General features: G+C 54.3%; 14 protein-coding genes. 10 read left to right on the forward strand and 4 right to left on the reverse strand.

The window, feature by feature from the left end; genetic code table 11:
* Positions 1-1,341: 1,341 nt before the first annotated feature.
* A complete protein-coding gene (locus LMH93_RS27840; protein ID WP_023383568.1) occupies positions 1,342-1,869 on the reverse strand; it encodes a hypothetical protein in 528 nt (175 codons plus the stop codon).
* 223 nt (positions 1,870-2,092) lie between these two features.
* Here LMH93_RS27840 and LMH93_RS27845 point away from each other — a divergent pair, with 223 nt between their 5' ends.
* From LMH93_RS27845 to ltrA, 3 genes are all read left to right on the forward strand, one after another.
* A complete protein-coding gene (locus tag LMH93_RS27845) occupies positions 2,093-3,130 on the forward strand; it encodes a ParM/StbA family protein (RefSeq protein WP_230065441.1) in 1,038 nt (345 codons plus the stop codon).
* Positions 3,131-3,834: 704 nt separating this feature from the next.
* Complete coding sequence (locus LMH93_RS27850; RefSeq protein ID WP_023383565.1) at positions 3,835-4,359, forward strand: RDD family protein; 525 nt, start codon at positions 3,835-3,837, stop codon at positions 4,357-4,359.
* A gap of 641 nt (positions 4,360-5,000) precedes the next feature.
* Positions 5,001-6,257, forward strand: coding sequence for a group II intron reverse transcriptase/maturase (gene ltrA / locus LMH93_RS27855; RefSeq protein WP_404943680.1), 1,257 nt, complete (start codon positions 5,001-5,003; stop codon positions 6,255-6,257).
* Positions 6,258-6,941: 684 nt separating this feature from the next.
* Here the strand turns inward: ltrA and LMH93_RS27860 are convergent.
* A complete protein-coding gene (locus LMH93_RS27860) occupies positions 6,942-7,259 on the reverse strand; it encodes a hypothetical protein (protein WP_054893893.1) in 318 nt (105 codons plus the stop codon).
* Between the two features lie 772 nt (positions 7,260-8,031).
* Between LMH93_RS27860 and LMH93_RS27865 the strand changes: the two genes are divergently transcribed.
* The 5 genes from LMH93_RS27865 to LMH93_RS27885 all read left to right on the forward strand — a co-directional run bounded on the left by LMH93_RS27865 (position 8,032) and on the right by LMH93_RS27885 (position 12,703).
* Entirely contained in the window at positions 8,032-8,670 is a 639-nt protein-coding gene (locus tag LMH93_RS27865; protein WP_023383562.1) for a hypothetical protein, read from the forward strand.
* Between the two features lie 210 nt (positions 8,671-8,880).
* The gene (locus LMH93_RS27870; RefSeq protein ID WP_054893894.1) at positions 8,881-9,882 is read left to right on the forward strand and encodes a lambda-exonuclease family protein; all 1,002 of its coding nucleotides are present in this window, start codon (positions 8,881-8,883) and stop codon (positions 9,880-9,882) included.
* 91 nt (positions 9,883-9,973) lie between these two features.
* Positions 9,974-10,519 (forward strand): hypothetical protein, encoded by a 546-nt coding sequence (locus LMH93_RS27875; RefSeq protein ID WP_082412236.1) that lies wholly within the window; start codon positions 9,974-9,976, stop codon positions 10,517-10,519.
* A gap of 705 nt (positions 10,520-11,224) precedes the next feature.
* Entirely contained in the window at positions 11,225-11,509 is a 285-nt protein-coding gene (locus LMH93_RS27880; protein ID WP_023383523.1) for a hypothetical protein, read from the forward strand.
* Between the two features lie 24 nt (positions 11,510-11,533).
* A complete protein-coding gene (locus tag LMH93_RS27885) occupies positions 11,534-12,703 on the forward strand; it encodes a hypothetical protein (protein ID WP_023383522.1) in 1,170 nt (389 codons plus the stop codon).
* An 83-nt stretch (positions 12,704-12,786) separates the two neighbouring features.
* Here the strand turns inward: LMH93_RS27885 and LMH93_RS27890 are convergent, their stop codons facing one another.
* Complete coding sequence (locus LMH93_RS27890) at positions 12,787-13,155, reverse strand: histone-like nucleoid-structuring protein, MvaT/MvaU family (RefSeq protein ID WP_023383521.1); 369 nt, start codon at positions 13,153-13,155, stop codon at positions 12,787-12,789.
* 111 nt (positions 13,156-13,266) lie between these two features.
* On the opposite strand from LMH93_RS27890, the gene LMH93_RS27895 reads away from it, so the two are divergent.
* Positions 13,267-13,590: a hypothetical protein gene (locus tag LMH93_RS27895; RefSeq protein ID WP_023383520.1), complete on the forward strand. Its 324-nt coding sequence runs from the start codon at positions 13,267-13,269 to the stop codon at positions 13,588-13,590.
* A 37-nt stretch (positions 13,591-13,627) separates the two neighbouring features.
* Here LMH93_RS27895 and LMH93_RS27900 read toward each other — a convergent pair whose 3' ends face one another.
* Positions 13,628-14,245 (reverse strand): hypothetical protein, encoded by a 618-nt coding sequence (locus LMH93_RS27900; protein WP_023383519.1) that lies wholly within the window; start codon positions 14,243-14,245, stop codon positions 13,628-13,630.
* 305 nt (positions 14,246-14,550) lie between these two features.
* Here LMH93_RS27900 and LMH93_RS27905 point away from each other — a divergent pair, with 305 nt between their 5' ends.
* The gene (locus LMH93_RS27905; RefSeq protein ID WP_054893895.1) at positions 14,551-15,366 is read left to right on the forward strand and encodes an HDOD domain-containing protein; all 816 of its coding nucleotides are present in this window, start codon (positions 14,551-14,553) and stop codon (positions 15,364-15,366) included.
* Positions 15,367-15,380: the final 14 nt, after the last annotated feature.

The raw sequence follows: 15,380 nt of genomic DNA on the forward strand, positions 1-15,380 counted from the left end.
CAATCGTCAATACCCGCCTGCCCGGTCACAAGCGGCACCAGGAGAGCAGCAGGGTCGGCCTCGCCAGGCAGGTCACATACCACCCACCGCCAGCCAAGCATCACACGCTGCGAGCCGGATCGAGCACCGCCAGCACAGATCCAGCTTCACCCACCACCGGCCGCCGGGCATCGCACTCTGCCGGCCACGCCAGGATCGCAAACCGCAGCAACAGGTCTCACACCGCCCACCACCGACCGCGACCGATCATCGGAGGCCAGCTGCAGGACCAGCATCGAGCCCCTGCACAGCCAGCCTCTCTCCTCCCCCCGTCGCATCCTTCTCAGCCCGTCGCTCTCCTCCCCCGTCAGATCCTTCTTGGGGTCGCCACCGACTGCCGGTGGCCTGTTTCGCTTGACGCAACCCGCAGGGACTGACGGTTGAGCGCCGGCCGAGGTGCGTAGCGAAAGGCACAAATGGTTATGCTGTCGGCAGGAGAAAAAGCGCCAAACCTGCGGCAGCAGAACAAGCGCCAGCACAATGAAATGCCAATGCGGCAGCGCAACAACGAAACCCCAAACTAGCGATGGCACAATTCAACATCTAGAACTGGTGCGAGAACAATAGGATCCCACCACTCATGCTCTCACGCACAGCAGACGACGTAGAAGTCGCAGTGAAATAATGGAGATGAAGAAGAGAAGAGAGAAAAGAGAATCCACAGAAGAAGAATGAACCCAATACGTCATCAGCAGAAGGGAGCCGGCGGGTGCAGAGGCACAAGCGGCACAGAAAGAACTGGCAGATCCACAACGGCCAGCCCCACGACAGGCACCCAAACCAAACTTGCAAAACGAGGGGTGGCACAACGAGCAGCGGAAAAAGAGAATCCGACACAAGTGCCGGCGCCAGAATGAGGCCGATGGTGCAACCGGAATAAGAGAAAATGAATGAAGAGAATTAAATTAGATTAAGGGAGCGGGCGCGAGGCAGTTCGGTTCAAACACCGCCAGGCCCAGATAAAAGTCAGCTCACCACCGAATGCAAAAGCAATTCTCAGCGGCCGGATCACACTACGCTCAGCAAGAGCCCGGATAACACTTCGCCAAATCACCGGTAGGCTTCTTGTCCGCTTTACCGAAGCCGCAGGATCCCACTGCGCATAACACCGGTCAGCTTCTAGTTAGCTTCGCCAAAGCCGCAGAGTCACACATCGCGTAACACCGGTTCGCTTCTAGTCCGCTTTGCCCATAGCCCGGTTCATACTTGGCCTGTCACCGAATAGTTTCTGGTCGCCCTCAGCCACGAAAAAAAAGCCCTGCCGACGTTGATCGACAAGGCCTTCGCGAAACTGATTAGCGATTACTCATCCACGTCGATCTCTCCTTCGAACTTCGTTTCCACCTGGTCCAGCATGCTGCCCACCAGAGACTCAAGAGATGCCAGATCATCTTCTCTGGCCTTGAGCGTCAGCTTTACGCCATGGCTCATATTTCGTACCCGCTCGTGCATTTCGGCTCTGAGGTCAAAGAGTTTGGAAACCCTTTCGCACAGGCTCAGAACAAGCTTGTGATTGGGCTCGAATTCTCGGGCTCGCTTCACTCTCTTCGTGAGGCCTTTGTGGCTCACGTTCGTGGACATCCATTTCCCCTTGCCGGCCTTGAGCTTTCGATAGACCCGCACGAATGGTCGCGATTGGCCCCGGTGCTGGTTGAAGTCGATCCCTATGCGCCCCGTCTGGAACGGCTGCATGACGTAGAGCAATTCACCCATGCGGACCAGGAGCTGATCGATGCGAATCAGGTAGTCGACAGCGGTGTCGACCGACTCCTTGCCTTTGCGCCGAAGCTCTTCGAAATCGTCGATGGAGGGGGGGTTGTGTATAGCCATTGTTTAAGCGTTCGCCGGGGGGTTGTGTATAGCCGCGCCGAGGGGGCGCGTTCCGGCGAATTTTCTTTGTCACCATCCAGTATTGTCAATACGTGTTATGTATCTTAGACTCACATCAATGCATACAGCACAGTAGCTACATCGCACTGCACTGTAGGCACTGCACACTGCACAGTGCGCATCGTTAACCCTTCTAAGTCACTGGTTTATATAGGTTTTTTTCATGAAAGGTCGCGTAGCAATCGATTTGGATGCGGGTCGTAGTGCCATTAAAGTCGTCGCTTACCACGACGGCAAACGAACGGATATCATGTACCCCACTCTGGCGGTTCCAGCTGTCGAACTCACCGACCCGACGACTGCGGCTCGCGCCCAGGCCGAGACCGAAATTGTCGATGGCAAGGCATACTTCACTGGCGATACCGCTCGCCTCCAGGGCAACCTCACCTCCTCTATCGGGTTGAACGACAACTGGACGGATACCGCTGAATATCTGGCGCTTATTCAGTCGGCTTTCACCAGGTTACGTGCTAAGGGAGTTCAAGGTATTGAGGAGGCATTTGTAATTATCGGTACCCCGTCTAAGTTGTTCGGCTCTCGTAAGGACAGTCTGGTCGAGCGCACTCGGAAAGCACTCCCTAAAACTGTCGAGTTGAAAGCACTTCCTCAGCCAATGGGCGCTTACTGCGACTACATCCTTGATCAGTCGGGCATGCCCATTGAAAATCTGATCAATGGTGCTAACGGAAGGCCTAAATCCTATGGCGTCATCGAGGGTGGGCATTACTCGACTGACTTTCTTTTGATGAGGGAAGGTCAATATATTGAACGGGGCGCTGACTCCTGCGCAGGAATGAGTGCTGCTGCAGAGCAGTTGCGCCGCATCCTAGGCAAGCGCGAGATTCAAGCAAGCCTGGTGGAGTGTGAGGAATCGTTCAGCACCAAATGTCTTTTCCAGTACGGTCAGGAGGTAAACATTCAAGAGCAAGTGACCGAAGCTCAACAGCATGTGGTTCAGGAGGTTATCTCTAAAGGTAACTCGTTGTTTTCCGATGATGCTCGTTCCCTCAATGGGATTTTAGTTGCGGGTGGAAGCGCCGAGGCGATCTATGCTCGCGCCAAAGATGTATGGCAACACAGCATTCTTGTAAAAAATCCTCGCTGGGCTGTTGCTGACGGTTTTGCTCGCTATGCCCTTGGACAAATCATCCGGAGCATCGTAAACGCGAATGCAAAAAGGGTGTCTGCTGTAAATGGCTAAGTTAATTCGTGTATATGACCCTAATGAAACTGAGCGCAAAATAAATCTGAATATCCCAGAAGACGTTTGCCCAGGTTTGCTGGAGTTCATGTCCGAACTGCCATACGGTAAAGACACGCCTCTTATCAGGGGAGTCTTTTATCAGTGGTTTTTGAGCCACAGTGAGGCCGGCACCCTAGACGAAGCTCTGAATAACGCTCTTGCTGGCCCGGGGGGAATGATTGCGACGGGCCGCCAATCCAAGCGTGAAAGTGCAGCTCCACCGAGCCGAAAGAAACGGGTACCACGGCAGCGAGAGATCACCGCAAAACCAGGGGCTGTAAAAGCTCCGGCAGTCGCGCCGCCCTCAGGGCCCCTAGCTCCCGCTGAACCGATGGAGCCGGCCCTGGTTGTCGAGGAGGTTCGCCCTCCCCTGCAACCTGAGCCGGTGGGCACCCAGAGTGGTGCTCCCTTGCACACAGGTGCTGTCGAGGCTCATGCACTGTCTGTCCCTGTCGCCACCCCACCTGACTACGGTATGGATGCTCGGGACTCGTTGATCGACCAACAGCCGCAGCTGCTCTCAAGCGCAGGTGCCCTTGATGAGGCCAGCCCATCGCATGACTCTCAAGATCCGACCACGGCCGAACCCACAAACTCGCAAATGGCAGCACTCGATGCGATGGGCAACATGTTCTAGTCCTCCACAAGCAATCAGGTGAACGATGAAAATTGGCTCCAAACTGCTGAACGTCGCTCAGCGCATAGCGGCAACCACGACAGATTTTGTTTTGGTATCGCTGGTACTGGGTGGATCGCTAGCACTACTGGCTTTAGTCATGGCTCATAATGCCCATGTCGATACGTCGGGCCCATTCGACGTTGCTACCCCCGGCCTGAGCTGGACTGAGGGGGCAGCACTCAGCCTGGCACCTTACTTCCTTGTTCTGTTGCCTTTGGTGTGGTTGATCTACGAAGCGACACTGACCAGGACTTGGCGTGGCACGACGGCCGGCAAGCTGTTGTTCCGTGTCAGGACGATCTCGCTCAACGGCAACCTATCCATCTGGCAGTGCATCTTGCGCACCACCTTGAAGATCATGTCCGTCTTGCTTCTGCTCAGCATCGGGCATCCGCTCGTGCTAGCCGTTGTGCTTGCAGCCTTCATCGCGGTTCCGGTTTTCACTGTGAAATCCCAGTTCATCTTCGACCTCATGGCGTCCACCACCGTGACTAAACGGGGCACGTGACCACCCGCACCAAATTACATGACCGGCCTCAGGGCCGGTTTTTTTTGGGTGCGCCAGGCATGGCGCGTTGCGCGCAAGCGCAACCAGCTTGGCTGTGGTGGCCACGCTGGTGACTTGGAGGTGAAAGTCCTCTACACACCCGGCAAGGGGAAGTGTTAGCCGAAGACAAGGGTGTCGCGGGTGACTGCGAATCTGAAGGAAGCCCGAGGCAAAATGCTGGCCTGACGAACAGGAAGCGGATAGAGGCGGCGCAGCGGGGTAAGATGGCCCAAACCGTCAAAGCCCGATACTTGCACGGAACGCTGTGACGTAAATCCGACAGGCATAAGCAGGAAGGTCACGCGAATTACCCTGGGAGATCTGTAGGTTTGCCACTGTGCTACCGAGCGTCGAGAGGCGACGGGATGAACCTACAGAAGTCAGCCGAGGCCGTAGTAAGTGGCAAATAACCATGCCACCAAGGGCCGAACAGGTTATGCCGCCAGTAGGCGTCAGAGTCTCGTCGAATGTCGGAAAAGCAGAAATTTCTCCGCAAGAGAACTGTAACCCCAAGTCCGGGACAGAATCCTGGGCTTGCGGCTGTCAGTGCGCAGACATCGGCGGCGTCTGTGGCGTGGACGAACGCGGAGCCGGACACGCTGATGGAGCGGGTGCTTGCACCCGCCAACCTCAAGCGTGCGTATCAACGCGTAGTCAGCAACAAGGGTGCACCGGGTGCCGATGGCATGACGGTCGACCAATTGGCAGGCTACGTGAAACAGTATTGGCCGATCCTCAAGACTCGGTTGCTGGCTGGCGAATATCACCCGCAAGGTGTACGCGCCGTCGACATCCCCAAATCCAAAGGCGGAACACGGCAGCTGGGTATTCCCTGCGTCGTGGATCGCCTGATCCAGCAGGCTTTGCTGCAACAGCTCACGCCGATCTTCGACCCCTTGTTTTCGGACTACAGCTACGGCTTTCGTCCGGGCAGAAGCGCTCACCAAGCCATCGAAACCGCCCGCGGCCATGTGGTGGCGGGTCACCGTTGGTGCGTGGAACTCGATCTGGAGAAGTTCTTTGATCGGGTGAATCACGATGTCCTGATGGCCCATGTTGCGCGTCAGATCGAGGACAAACGCGTTCTTACGCTGATCCGTCGTTATCTTGAAGCGGGAACGATGTCAGGTGGACTCGTCAGCCGACGGCAGGAAGGGACGCCGCAAGGCGGCCCGCTCTCGCCGTTGCTGTCGAACATCCTGCTCAACGAACTCGATCGCGAACTGGAACGGCGGGGCCATCGCTTCGTGCGCTATGCCGACGATGCGAACATTTATGTGCGTAGTCATCGTGCAGGCGAACGGGTCATGGCCAGTGTTGAGCGTTTCCTGATCCAGCGCCTGAAACTGACACTGAATCGGGAAAAGAGCCGTGTGGCACGGCCTTGGGCCTGTGATTACTTGGGTTATGGGATGAGCTGGCATAAACAGCCGAAGCTGAGGGTAGCGAGCATAAGCCTGCACCGCCTGCGCGACCGACTCAGGGAACTCTTGCGTCGGATACGGGCCCGCTCAATGAGATTTATCGTTGAGCAAATGACTCCCGTGCTGCGTGGTTGGGCTGGCTACTTCAAGCTGAGTCAGAGCAAGCGGCCACTTGAGGAGCTTGATGGCTGGGTGCGTCACAAACTTCGTTGCGTCATATGGCGTCAATGGAAGCGGCCCTCTACGAGGGCGCGCAACCTGATGCGTTTGGGAATCGACGAGGCGCGGGCGTGGAAATCGGCGGTCAATGGCCGAGGCCCATGGTGGAACTCGGGAGCGTCACATATGAATCAGGCGCTACCGAAGAAGCTGTGGGATCGACTCGGGCTGGTCTCAATACTGGATACGATAAACCGGCTTAATCGCATAACCTGAACCGCCGTATACGGAACCGTACGTACGGTGGTGTGAGAGGACGGCGGTTGTGAAACCGCCTCCTACTCGATTATAGAAATGGTGTTTATCAGCCCATGTTGAACATTACCTGAGGCAAAGTTAACGGATACTCCCACTGGAGAAGCCAGTCAGGTCCGAGGTCGCGAAGCCTCCTTTGTAGTCAGCAACACGGTAACGGGTTAGCGCACTACCCACATACCGCCTGATATCTCCGCTCCCTAATGCATCCCCTGTGTTTGCCTCTGTGTTCTCGACTCGGTGATGCACCGCCAGTTTTGAGATCAGACAATAGTCGAGTCCGGGCTTCTCCCAGGAACTGACAACACAGCTGGACGATTAGGTCGAAGCGGTTATCCCTCAGGTCGCTCACCACTACGTGAGCAGCGCAAATGACTTCCCCGGACGTATGTCCTTCACATAGCAGCCAGGTGCAACTGGTGGGGATTCGCAAGCTAGCCAAGCAGGACGTCGTACTGCTGTCGACTATCCTAATGGCGATAAAGAGGTGAGCTCAGTCTTGGTAACGGTGGATTCTCCACCTACAGCGCCGCGGCAGCTGTGGTTACCAGGACTGGGCTCTTTGTATATCAAAGGCCCAGTTTTTTTTCGCCGCGGGCGCCTTTGTTAGCCCTTACGTCTAGAGGCGTATTAGCCTCCACTGTCTCAGTGACGTCGGGCCTTCCACAGACCCACCGTACCACTGCCGCCGGCAGACTGATCGATGTTTGGAGAGTCGCCCGTCTCGATCACTTTTGTCCTCACTACCGATTTGTACGCCCCCGTCTCCAGTTTACCGATGTACTCCTGCCAGTCCTCCGCCGCATGATTCTCGTTGGGAAGGGAATGACCTTTGGTCTTAATCCCACACCTCACACGATCCCGACCAGCTGCGTCCATCGCATAGGTGGTTATTGAATAGCCATCCCTCAGCTTCTCTTGCACTTGAAGCTCCAAAAGCCTGCTCATTTCCGATTTGTCCATTGCAACCTCGGTAAAAACATGTGAGGGGGCGAGCGGCTGGGAGCCGGGGCCACGAGATGAGGATCGCACACGCCACTACCATCTTGGCTCTACCCTAGCGGCAATGGCACCATTTCTTCGCTAGTAGCTCTGAGATACCAATCTGAAAGGTAAGGGTTAGTACCAGCTGCATAACGCTTCGCAATTCTCGGATGCGATCTCACCCAGGCTCTCAATCCCTCCCAAGCCTTGCTGCGATAAAAAAGCGTTCGACTGTCCCAGCCCCCGTGGTCCAGCAACTTGATCCCGAACTCATCCGATAAGGCACGGGCATCGTCAATAGTGAACCCCCTGAGAAATACCCGAGCTTCACTGCGATATTTGACGATGTACCACCCAAACCCATGGCACCTATAGCTAGTAGGATCGAACTGAACGATGTTGCACACCCCGAGGTGCACACCATCATGGACGGCCGACCGTGGGGTGATTAATGAAATCCAGGGGCCTTCGTAAATCATTGAGGCCTCGAAAAGCTGACCCCTGATGGTGGCGCTGTGGAAGACGTTATTGTTCATGGCCTACTCTACCTCTCCGCACTACCAGAAATTTTAGCCGATCCCCCTCCTGCAGCTCGTTGAGACGACTAGCGGTGCAGCGATTCGCAACTAACGCAGATGGCTATTTGCGCCGCCGGCAGCCCCGGCCCCATCTGCATGAGCATTTTGCCACTAGCCTCCATGGCCACCCATCAGTATTATAGTTACATGTTATTCAACCCCCTGAGGCTCACGTGATCCATAAAGCAATCGCGGCATTAGCTGCCACCTGCGTCATCATCGCCTTACCTGGTTGTGCAGCGAAGCCAATCACCGTTGAGAAAGGCCCGGTGCGCGTTCAAGCAGCACAGATCAACGGGCGCCTGGTAGAGGGTGTGCCTGTCAAGGCCGTGACCGAGGACGCCGCCCTTGGTGACATGACAGCGTATGTGAATGACGCTCTCAAGAAAGCTGGCTACAACCAGACTGCGGGTGATGCCAAGGTCACGTACACAATCAGCGAGGTCTATGCGGGCCCAGCCTCACAGTACAAGGAAGCTCACACAGCAGTGGGCAATGCTGTTGCCACGGGTGCCTCTCTGGCTGTATCCCTCGCGACCTGCTCACTGCTGAACAATTGCACCGACTCTGGGATGGTTGGGAACAACGTCGCCTCAGGCCTAACCGCAGCATCCGATGCAGCACAGACCACCAGCGGCCAGAACGTCGACAAGCTCGCGGGGACGAACCTGGTGATTCACACGGTTTGCTTAACCGGCCGGGGTTGCGCCAGTTCAGCTGCAGCGACTTCAGACCCCTCGATCTCGCTGAATGATCTCCGTATGCAGAACGCCATGCTGGGCCTTCCCCGCACGATGAGGATCGGCGAGTAACACCGCTGTTGTACGCTACCGGCTGCCTAGCAGCCGGTCTTCAAGGTTAGCACCATTGCTCCAGTCCCTTCTCCTCAGACCTTCCTTACTTAAATCCCCCTCTCACTGACGCCAGTCCAAGGCATCTAGTTTCTGCAAGAACGTTACGCATCTCCCGTTATCAGGCCTTCCACTGTTCCGGTGCAGGTCACTTTTAGAGGAGATTGCGATATGGCAATGCGCATCATCACGGGTCCAGCTGCTCAGCAAAACTCCGCTGCTTGGTTTGCATGGCGTCGTGAGGGAATCGGAGCTAGCGAGGCGCCCCAGATCATGGGCACGTCAAAATTCCGCAGTTCATATGAGCTTTTCAGACTCCGCCTGGGCATCGGGCCTCCCCCGCCGCCAAACCCCTACGTCGATCGTATTCGAGCCAGGGGTCATCAGCTGGAACCCATAGCTAGGGCGGCTTATGAAAAGCACACCGGTACCACGGTTACGCCCATCATTGCCGAGAGTGACTCGATCCCATTTATCAGGGCATCGCTAGACGGGTTCAATCCCTTTCTGGGGATACCGGTCGAGATCAAATGTCCAGGGGATACAGCTCATGGGCTTGCTCTCAAAGGAATCGTCCCACCGGAGTATGTGGACCAGGTTCAGCACCAGATCTTTGTTGCTGAAGCCAGCTTCGCCCACTACTACTCATTCGATGGGTCTAAAGGCGTGCTGCTCAAAGTCCCGCGTAACCAGAAGCGGATCGATCAAATACTTAAAGGCGAGCTCGACTTCTGGCACCGGCTCCAAACAGGCAAATGGAGTACAGATGAATGGGAAGCCGCAGCGGCCGCCTGGCGGCTGTCAAACCGGCAATTTCAGGAAGCCACAGCGCGAGAGGAAGCAGCCCGAGCTGTGCTGCTCTCTCAGATGCCGCCAGGCCGCAAGCGACATGAAAGTGAAGGTGTCTCTGTTCACCTTTCCACACGTAAAGGATCTGTCGACTGGCGCGCCTTGCTCAAAGCACACGGCGTAGACCTGACTGAAAGCCAAATCGATGTCTACAGGAAACCCTCTGTAGAACATGTGACTGTTCGTGATCAGTTCAATGCACCCCTGACGATGCCTAACTTGCCGGCGGCGACTTTGCCTCAATCGGTATCCCCCACCGTGCAAACTGGACAGCCAGCACCTAAACCAGCGGTACAAACCTTGAGGAAGGAGTTCATCTTCTAACGCTACACCCCCCGGAAACGGGGGTTTTTTTTGCCTGTTTTGCACAGGCGTGTGCGGCATCCCCTCTCATAAAGCGAACCTGGGAGACCAAATGAAACGTATCAATAGGCATGTATCCGCGTGGCTTGTAGTAGTTTGTATCTACACCGCGTTGGTGGCGGCTACGGGTGCATCGCATAAGCTAGCGCTATTCACATTGACGTTTGTTATATGTGTACCAGTGATTGCTTGGTGGAAAACAGGAAGCTTCACATATTGGCCGGTTATTCATACCAAAAGTGACAATGCTTCATTTAAACCAAAACGGACATACGACCACGAACGTACAGGACAGACTAAAGGCAAGCGGGATACGCCGAAGGCGTATGACCTTAGCGACATTCCGCACCCACCTAAAAGAAGAAACGATGCACATCTCAAGAATCTTCCTCAAGGAAACGGCATCAGTCCACCCACCAGTAAACAGCGGCCAAAACCCGTGCAATGTGCACTCGTAGCCAAAAGGGTCAAGCAACTGATCCCGGAAAATGTAGCTCCTACTATTGGATCCATGGGCGACCTGTTCGAAGATCAAACCCGCATAGTAGACACGTTAGAAGACATTCTCATTGTTCCTGATGGAGACGTCTTTCTTTAACTGCATCACATAAACCAGCGCCTTATTTAAGGCGCTGGTTTTTTTATTCATCAAATAGATTACACTTCACCCACCCAAGGCCTGAGCTGCATTTTTGCATACGAAAAATCGTGCAGACCAAATTTTGCACGCATTAAACCGCACTTTTTAGGGAACTTTTCTGGCGCCGATTTGTTGACCCTCATAACAACACGTCCCTATAATTTGTCCCGCATCGCCAATCAACGGACTAGATAGGAATTAGGGACACAGCATGTCTTTCAGCTTTGACACATACCAGGGAGCTACGGAAATCGGTCTTTCGTCGCTGGGTTGCCTCTCAACCGATGGCAAACCGCACTGCCCACGATTCAATAAAAGCTGCTCTAACAAATGCGCATCCAAGTGCATGCTCAAAGCAATGACAGACTTCCCAGAAGCCAAGACTGAAATTCTTCTGGCTGGCGTCGTTATCGCGTCAACATTTGCATCAGATATGACTGAGGTTCACGCGGCATTGTCCGGCTTCGAGCGGGCAATCCAGGCTACCTGCATCTGATCACTCGCCCCTGCATCACCAATCACATGCCTGCGTAATGCACAGTACAACGATTTGAAACGGACCAGTCTTCCACTTACGCGTTATGGATTTGATTGACGTTCTCTGTCACGTACGTATAATCAATAAAAGCGACCTTATGCGGTCGCTACCAGAGGTAATGCTTCATGATCCACGAGTACTCCCCAATCGAAATCGGCCTGGACGCCCTTGGTGTGGAACCTGGTCAGAACCCCAGCACAGTGTTCGGGGTGGATGATCTAAGCCAAGCGGACCAGATCCGAAAAGTAGGTGAGCGGATCGAGCACGCGATGAGTGCCTACCCTGAGATCAAGACTGAGATCTTGGCCGCCGGCATCAATGTCCTCCTCGATGTGTCCAGTTCGCTGGCGCAATTCAGGAGTGTCGCTCTCCCTCAACTGGACCGATCTGTGGATACCGTGGCTGCGTAGGTTGGATAAATCAACGAGCCCTTTATGGCAGTAGAAAAGATTGATGCCCTGGAGCAAGAGACTGCTTCAGGGCTTGTGCAAGACACCGACATCGAGTCACTCCCCCCCTCCGAGCCATCCGGCCCCCCCTCGACCTTTGAAAAGCTGTGCGGGACTTACATCTCGAATGTGGACCGCTCACGCAAGTTTGTGAACCGTCTGGCCTTCGAGATGGATCGCGATGAGCGCGTTCGCAAAATCTGCAGGGTCAAGCTCCGTCAAAACAAGTGCGAACTCAGCGACTTTGAAGAGGTCCTGCAAAGGACGCTGGAAGTCTTCTTCGGCTCTATGCTGGCTAAGATTGAAGATCAGGATGCCGTCTATGCGGTTGTGTACGCTGTGGCGCACAACGTCAGCCGAGAAGTCCTGCGAGATCGCCAGAAGCTGATGATCAATCATCGCTCCATCGAGGACATGCAAGAGAAGGGTGAGGAACTGGAGCAAGTCGGTCTAGCCGACCAGGTAGAAGTAGACCACGATCGAGATATCGATACAGAAGCTGCCACCATTAAAATGGCCGCAGCACTTAAACGGGTGATCAACGGAGAACAAACAGTGGCCAGTTCCGGCATCTATGCCATGGATCAAGATCCAATGGTACGCCTTGTACAACCTCAGCCTACGGACGACCAAGAAAACGATACGGACACTTCATCGCGATCCAAGCCAGCTGATGCTGGTGTGAAGCGTCCCCGCGGCGGAAGCCGGGCCGAGCTTTCGGTTGATCAGCAAGAACTGGTGAAGATCGGCTCTGACCTGGGCCTACGCAATCAAGACTACGCCTTTGCCCTGGGCATCGGTCTCCCTCGACTCTCCTCCTACATCTATGGCCGGACTGCGTCGGTGCCCACGGAGGTAATGGAAAAGGCTCGGGGTCTTCTGGCAGAGGAGCCGCACCGGAGAGAACGCCTTTTGCGTTTCGACCGGGACATGAACGTCATCTTGGCTGAATGGATGACTCGCCTCGCCATCGATACCGAGAAAGACGAAGACATGGCCACCATACTTGGGGTGACCAAAATGACGATCTACCGGTGGCGCAACAACGAGACCAAACCCGATGCAACGGCCCTGGCTCGTTATGAGCAGCGGATCGACTACGAAATGCGCATGAGAAAAGCTGTAGAGCAGCGGCTTCAAGCAGAGCGCACTTAAATAAGAACCCGCATCTATGCGGGTTTTTTTTGGACGAAAAAAAACCGGCTGCAGAAGCCGGTTTTGTGAAGAGCTAATGGGGCTTAGCTTTTCCAGGATTCGACGACGTCACCACCATACTGAGTTTTCCACTCTTTCAGCTGGCGGTGATTGCCGCCTTTGGTCTCGATAGTCTCACCGGTGTGGGGATTTTTATAGACCTTGACCTCACGTGGCTTACGTTGCTGACGATCGGCTTCTGGCCGTGCATTGATTTTGCGCAGACTTGAAGCCGGGTCAAGTATGGCGATGACCTTGCCCAAATTCGCGCCGTACTCTTCCATCAGGCTTTTGAGCTTTTCTTCGAACTCAATCTCACGTTGCAGCCCTGAATCATTTTTCAGCGCTTCCAAAGCAGAAAGTTGCTCTTGCAGTGCTTTCTCTGCAGCACGAAATTCAGCCAACTTGCTCATGCGTAATCCTCATTGGTGTGCAATTCAGCAAACAAGTATCTATAACTAATTTGCATAAAAATTACTATACCCTAGGTGCTGTTCTTTTTCTACTGAGTCGACGGAAATTCCATGATTTGCAACGCTGATGAGTACGCAGAAAGCGGCCGCCACCACCACATTGCAACACTGCTTGCCGGCCGTAACTTCGAGGGCGTCTACTTGATTTCAGAGCCACCCAAGAGCGCACTCATTGAGGGGGAGACTTGGTTGAGCTTCATTGCATCCGACCTCACCGGCACCATCAGCTGCATCGTTGATCCAGCAAGGGCAGGCTGGGTAGAGGGTGACTGCTTTACGAGCATTTGGGTGCTTCTGAGAGGCCAGGTAGCTCACTTCCAGGACCAGTTGCATGCGCGCATCAGTGAGCTACACCAACTGAAAATGCAGTGGTAAAAAAAAGACCTTCTGGAGGGTATCCAGAAGGTCTTTTTTACACCAAGGCCCGAATGCAGGCCTTGCTCAATGCAACACGGGTGATGCTCGCCATCGTCAGTACCTGATAAGCGGCAACAGCCCTCCCCTCCCCCAGCGCCAAGGTGGCCAGCGTCAGCAAAGCATCTGCCGGCACGAGCGCAAACTCAGCGGAACTGGAATCTTCGAAATCAAGGGTGATTTCCTCATCATCTGCCACCCGATCGCCGGAGCATAGCCCGTCAAACGCATGAGGGGCCTCGGATAGGATGAGGTCGAAGAACTCAACGTAAGCGCGCAACTCGCTGGTGGAACCAGCTGAAAACGTGCGGCCATTATTGAGGGAATTTTGAACGGTGTGAATCACATACTCGACAGCCTCTACTTCGCTGAGGAGGTCCTGCTTGGCCGACAGTAGCGAGTCCTGTACAGATGACCCAGTGGCAGCATCTGTCAGCCCGGTGACATCCAGGTCACCACCCAGATCGCTATAGCGACACTGGGCGAGCACCTTGATCTGGGCTACGTAGGAAGAATCGGCTTGGACCTCTTCCGCGAACGGCTCCCCATTGGGGAACAGTCCGGAAATCAGCAGGGAACGAGTTTGCGCTTGATTATGTTGTGGGTACGAAATCATGTGGGTCTCCTGAAAGAGTGTGCTGTTGAGGCTTTTCGCCTAACTGCCTTGCCTCAGGGGATGTGTCACATGCGTGTGTAAGATGAAATCACGAACCAATAACGAAAAATACTATCAAAATTTAATCAATACAGGTGACGTACATCTCCGCGTTACGGATTGCTGAAATTACTTTTTTTTGGCCATTTGACACTATCGGCGCAGGTTTCCAATTCTTGAATCATTAATGACCGTGCCTGTTCAAGACGTTACAATTTGAATTTCTACCTACGGATAGATGGCTCAAAATTTCACTGAGACTTTTTATGAAAGCCCTAGCAAAAATATTCAAGAATCCCGCAGCCTTACCCACGATCTCTTCGGTGGTTATGGAGCTACTAGCGATGTCTAGGGATCTCTCAGTGCCGTTGTCCAGCATTGTGAAAGCAGTGAGCCTTGACCAGGCTCTCGCCGCAAAAGTACTACGCACGGCCAACTCTGCTTATTTCGGACGCAGCGGAACTGTCTCCCGTCTCGAAGATGCCATATCTACAATTGGCATACACAACTTCCGTACCACCATTATCACGACTGGCCTACTGAAGGCGCTGCCGGACGCACCAGGCATTGATATGCCGACCTACTGGAAAATGGGTTTGCATACTGCGTTCATGGCATCTGCCCTGGCGGAGAGCATAGGTGCAGAACGGGATATCGCTTTCACTACGGGTTTGATGCAAGGCATAGGCGCTCTACTCATTCACCTGGTAATGCCCGATGAAGCCTGCACTGTAGTTCAATCCGTTGATGCATTCGATCTTGTCGGCCGGCGTCCTGTCGAGCAGGCGCAGCTTGGATTTGACAATGCTGAGGTTGGAGCAGAGCTGCTGAAGCGCTGGAAATTCCCGACCCCAATCCAAAAAGCGTTGCTCACGTATTCCAATAGATCCCCCCTACCCGATATCCTTGGCCAATTGCTATCAGTATCCTCGACCTATGCTTATGGCGTGGTTATGGGGTTGGATAGATCATCACTCGCAGACTGGGTGGACCCAGAGATAGCAAAATCTCTTGGCCTCTCTCATGATTTGTTGGATAGCTGCCGACAACGTGTGTCTGAATCAGTGCTGATGATCGGTTAAGAGAGAAGGATTTG

Source organism: Pseudomonas sp. CIP-10, assembly GCF_020911845.1.
In the GTDB taxonomy this organism is placed as follows: domain Bacteria; phylum Pseudomonadota; class Gammaproteobacteria; order Pseudomonadales; family Pseudomonadaceae; genus Aquipseudomonas; species Aquipseudomonas alloputida.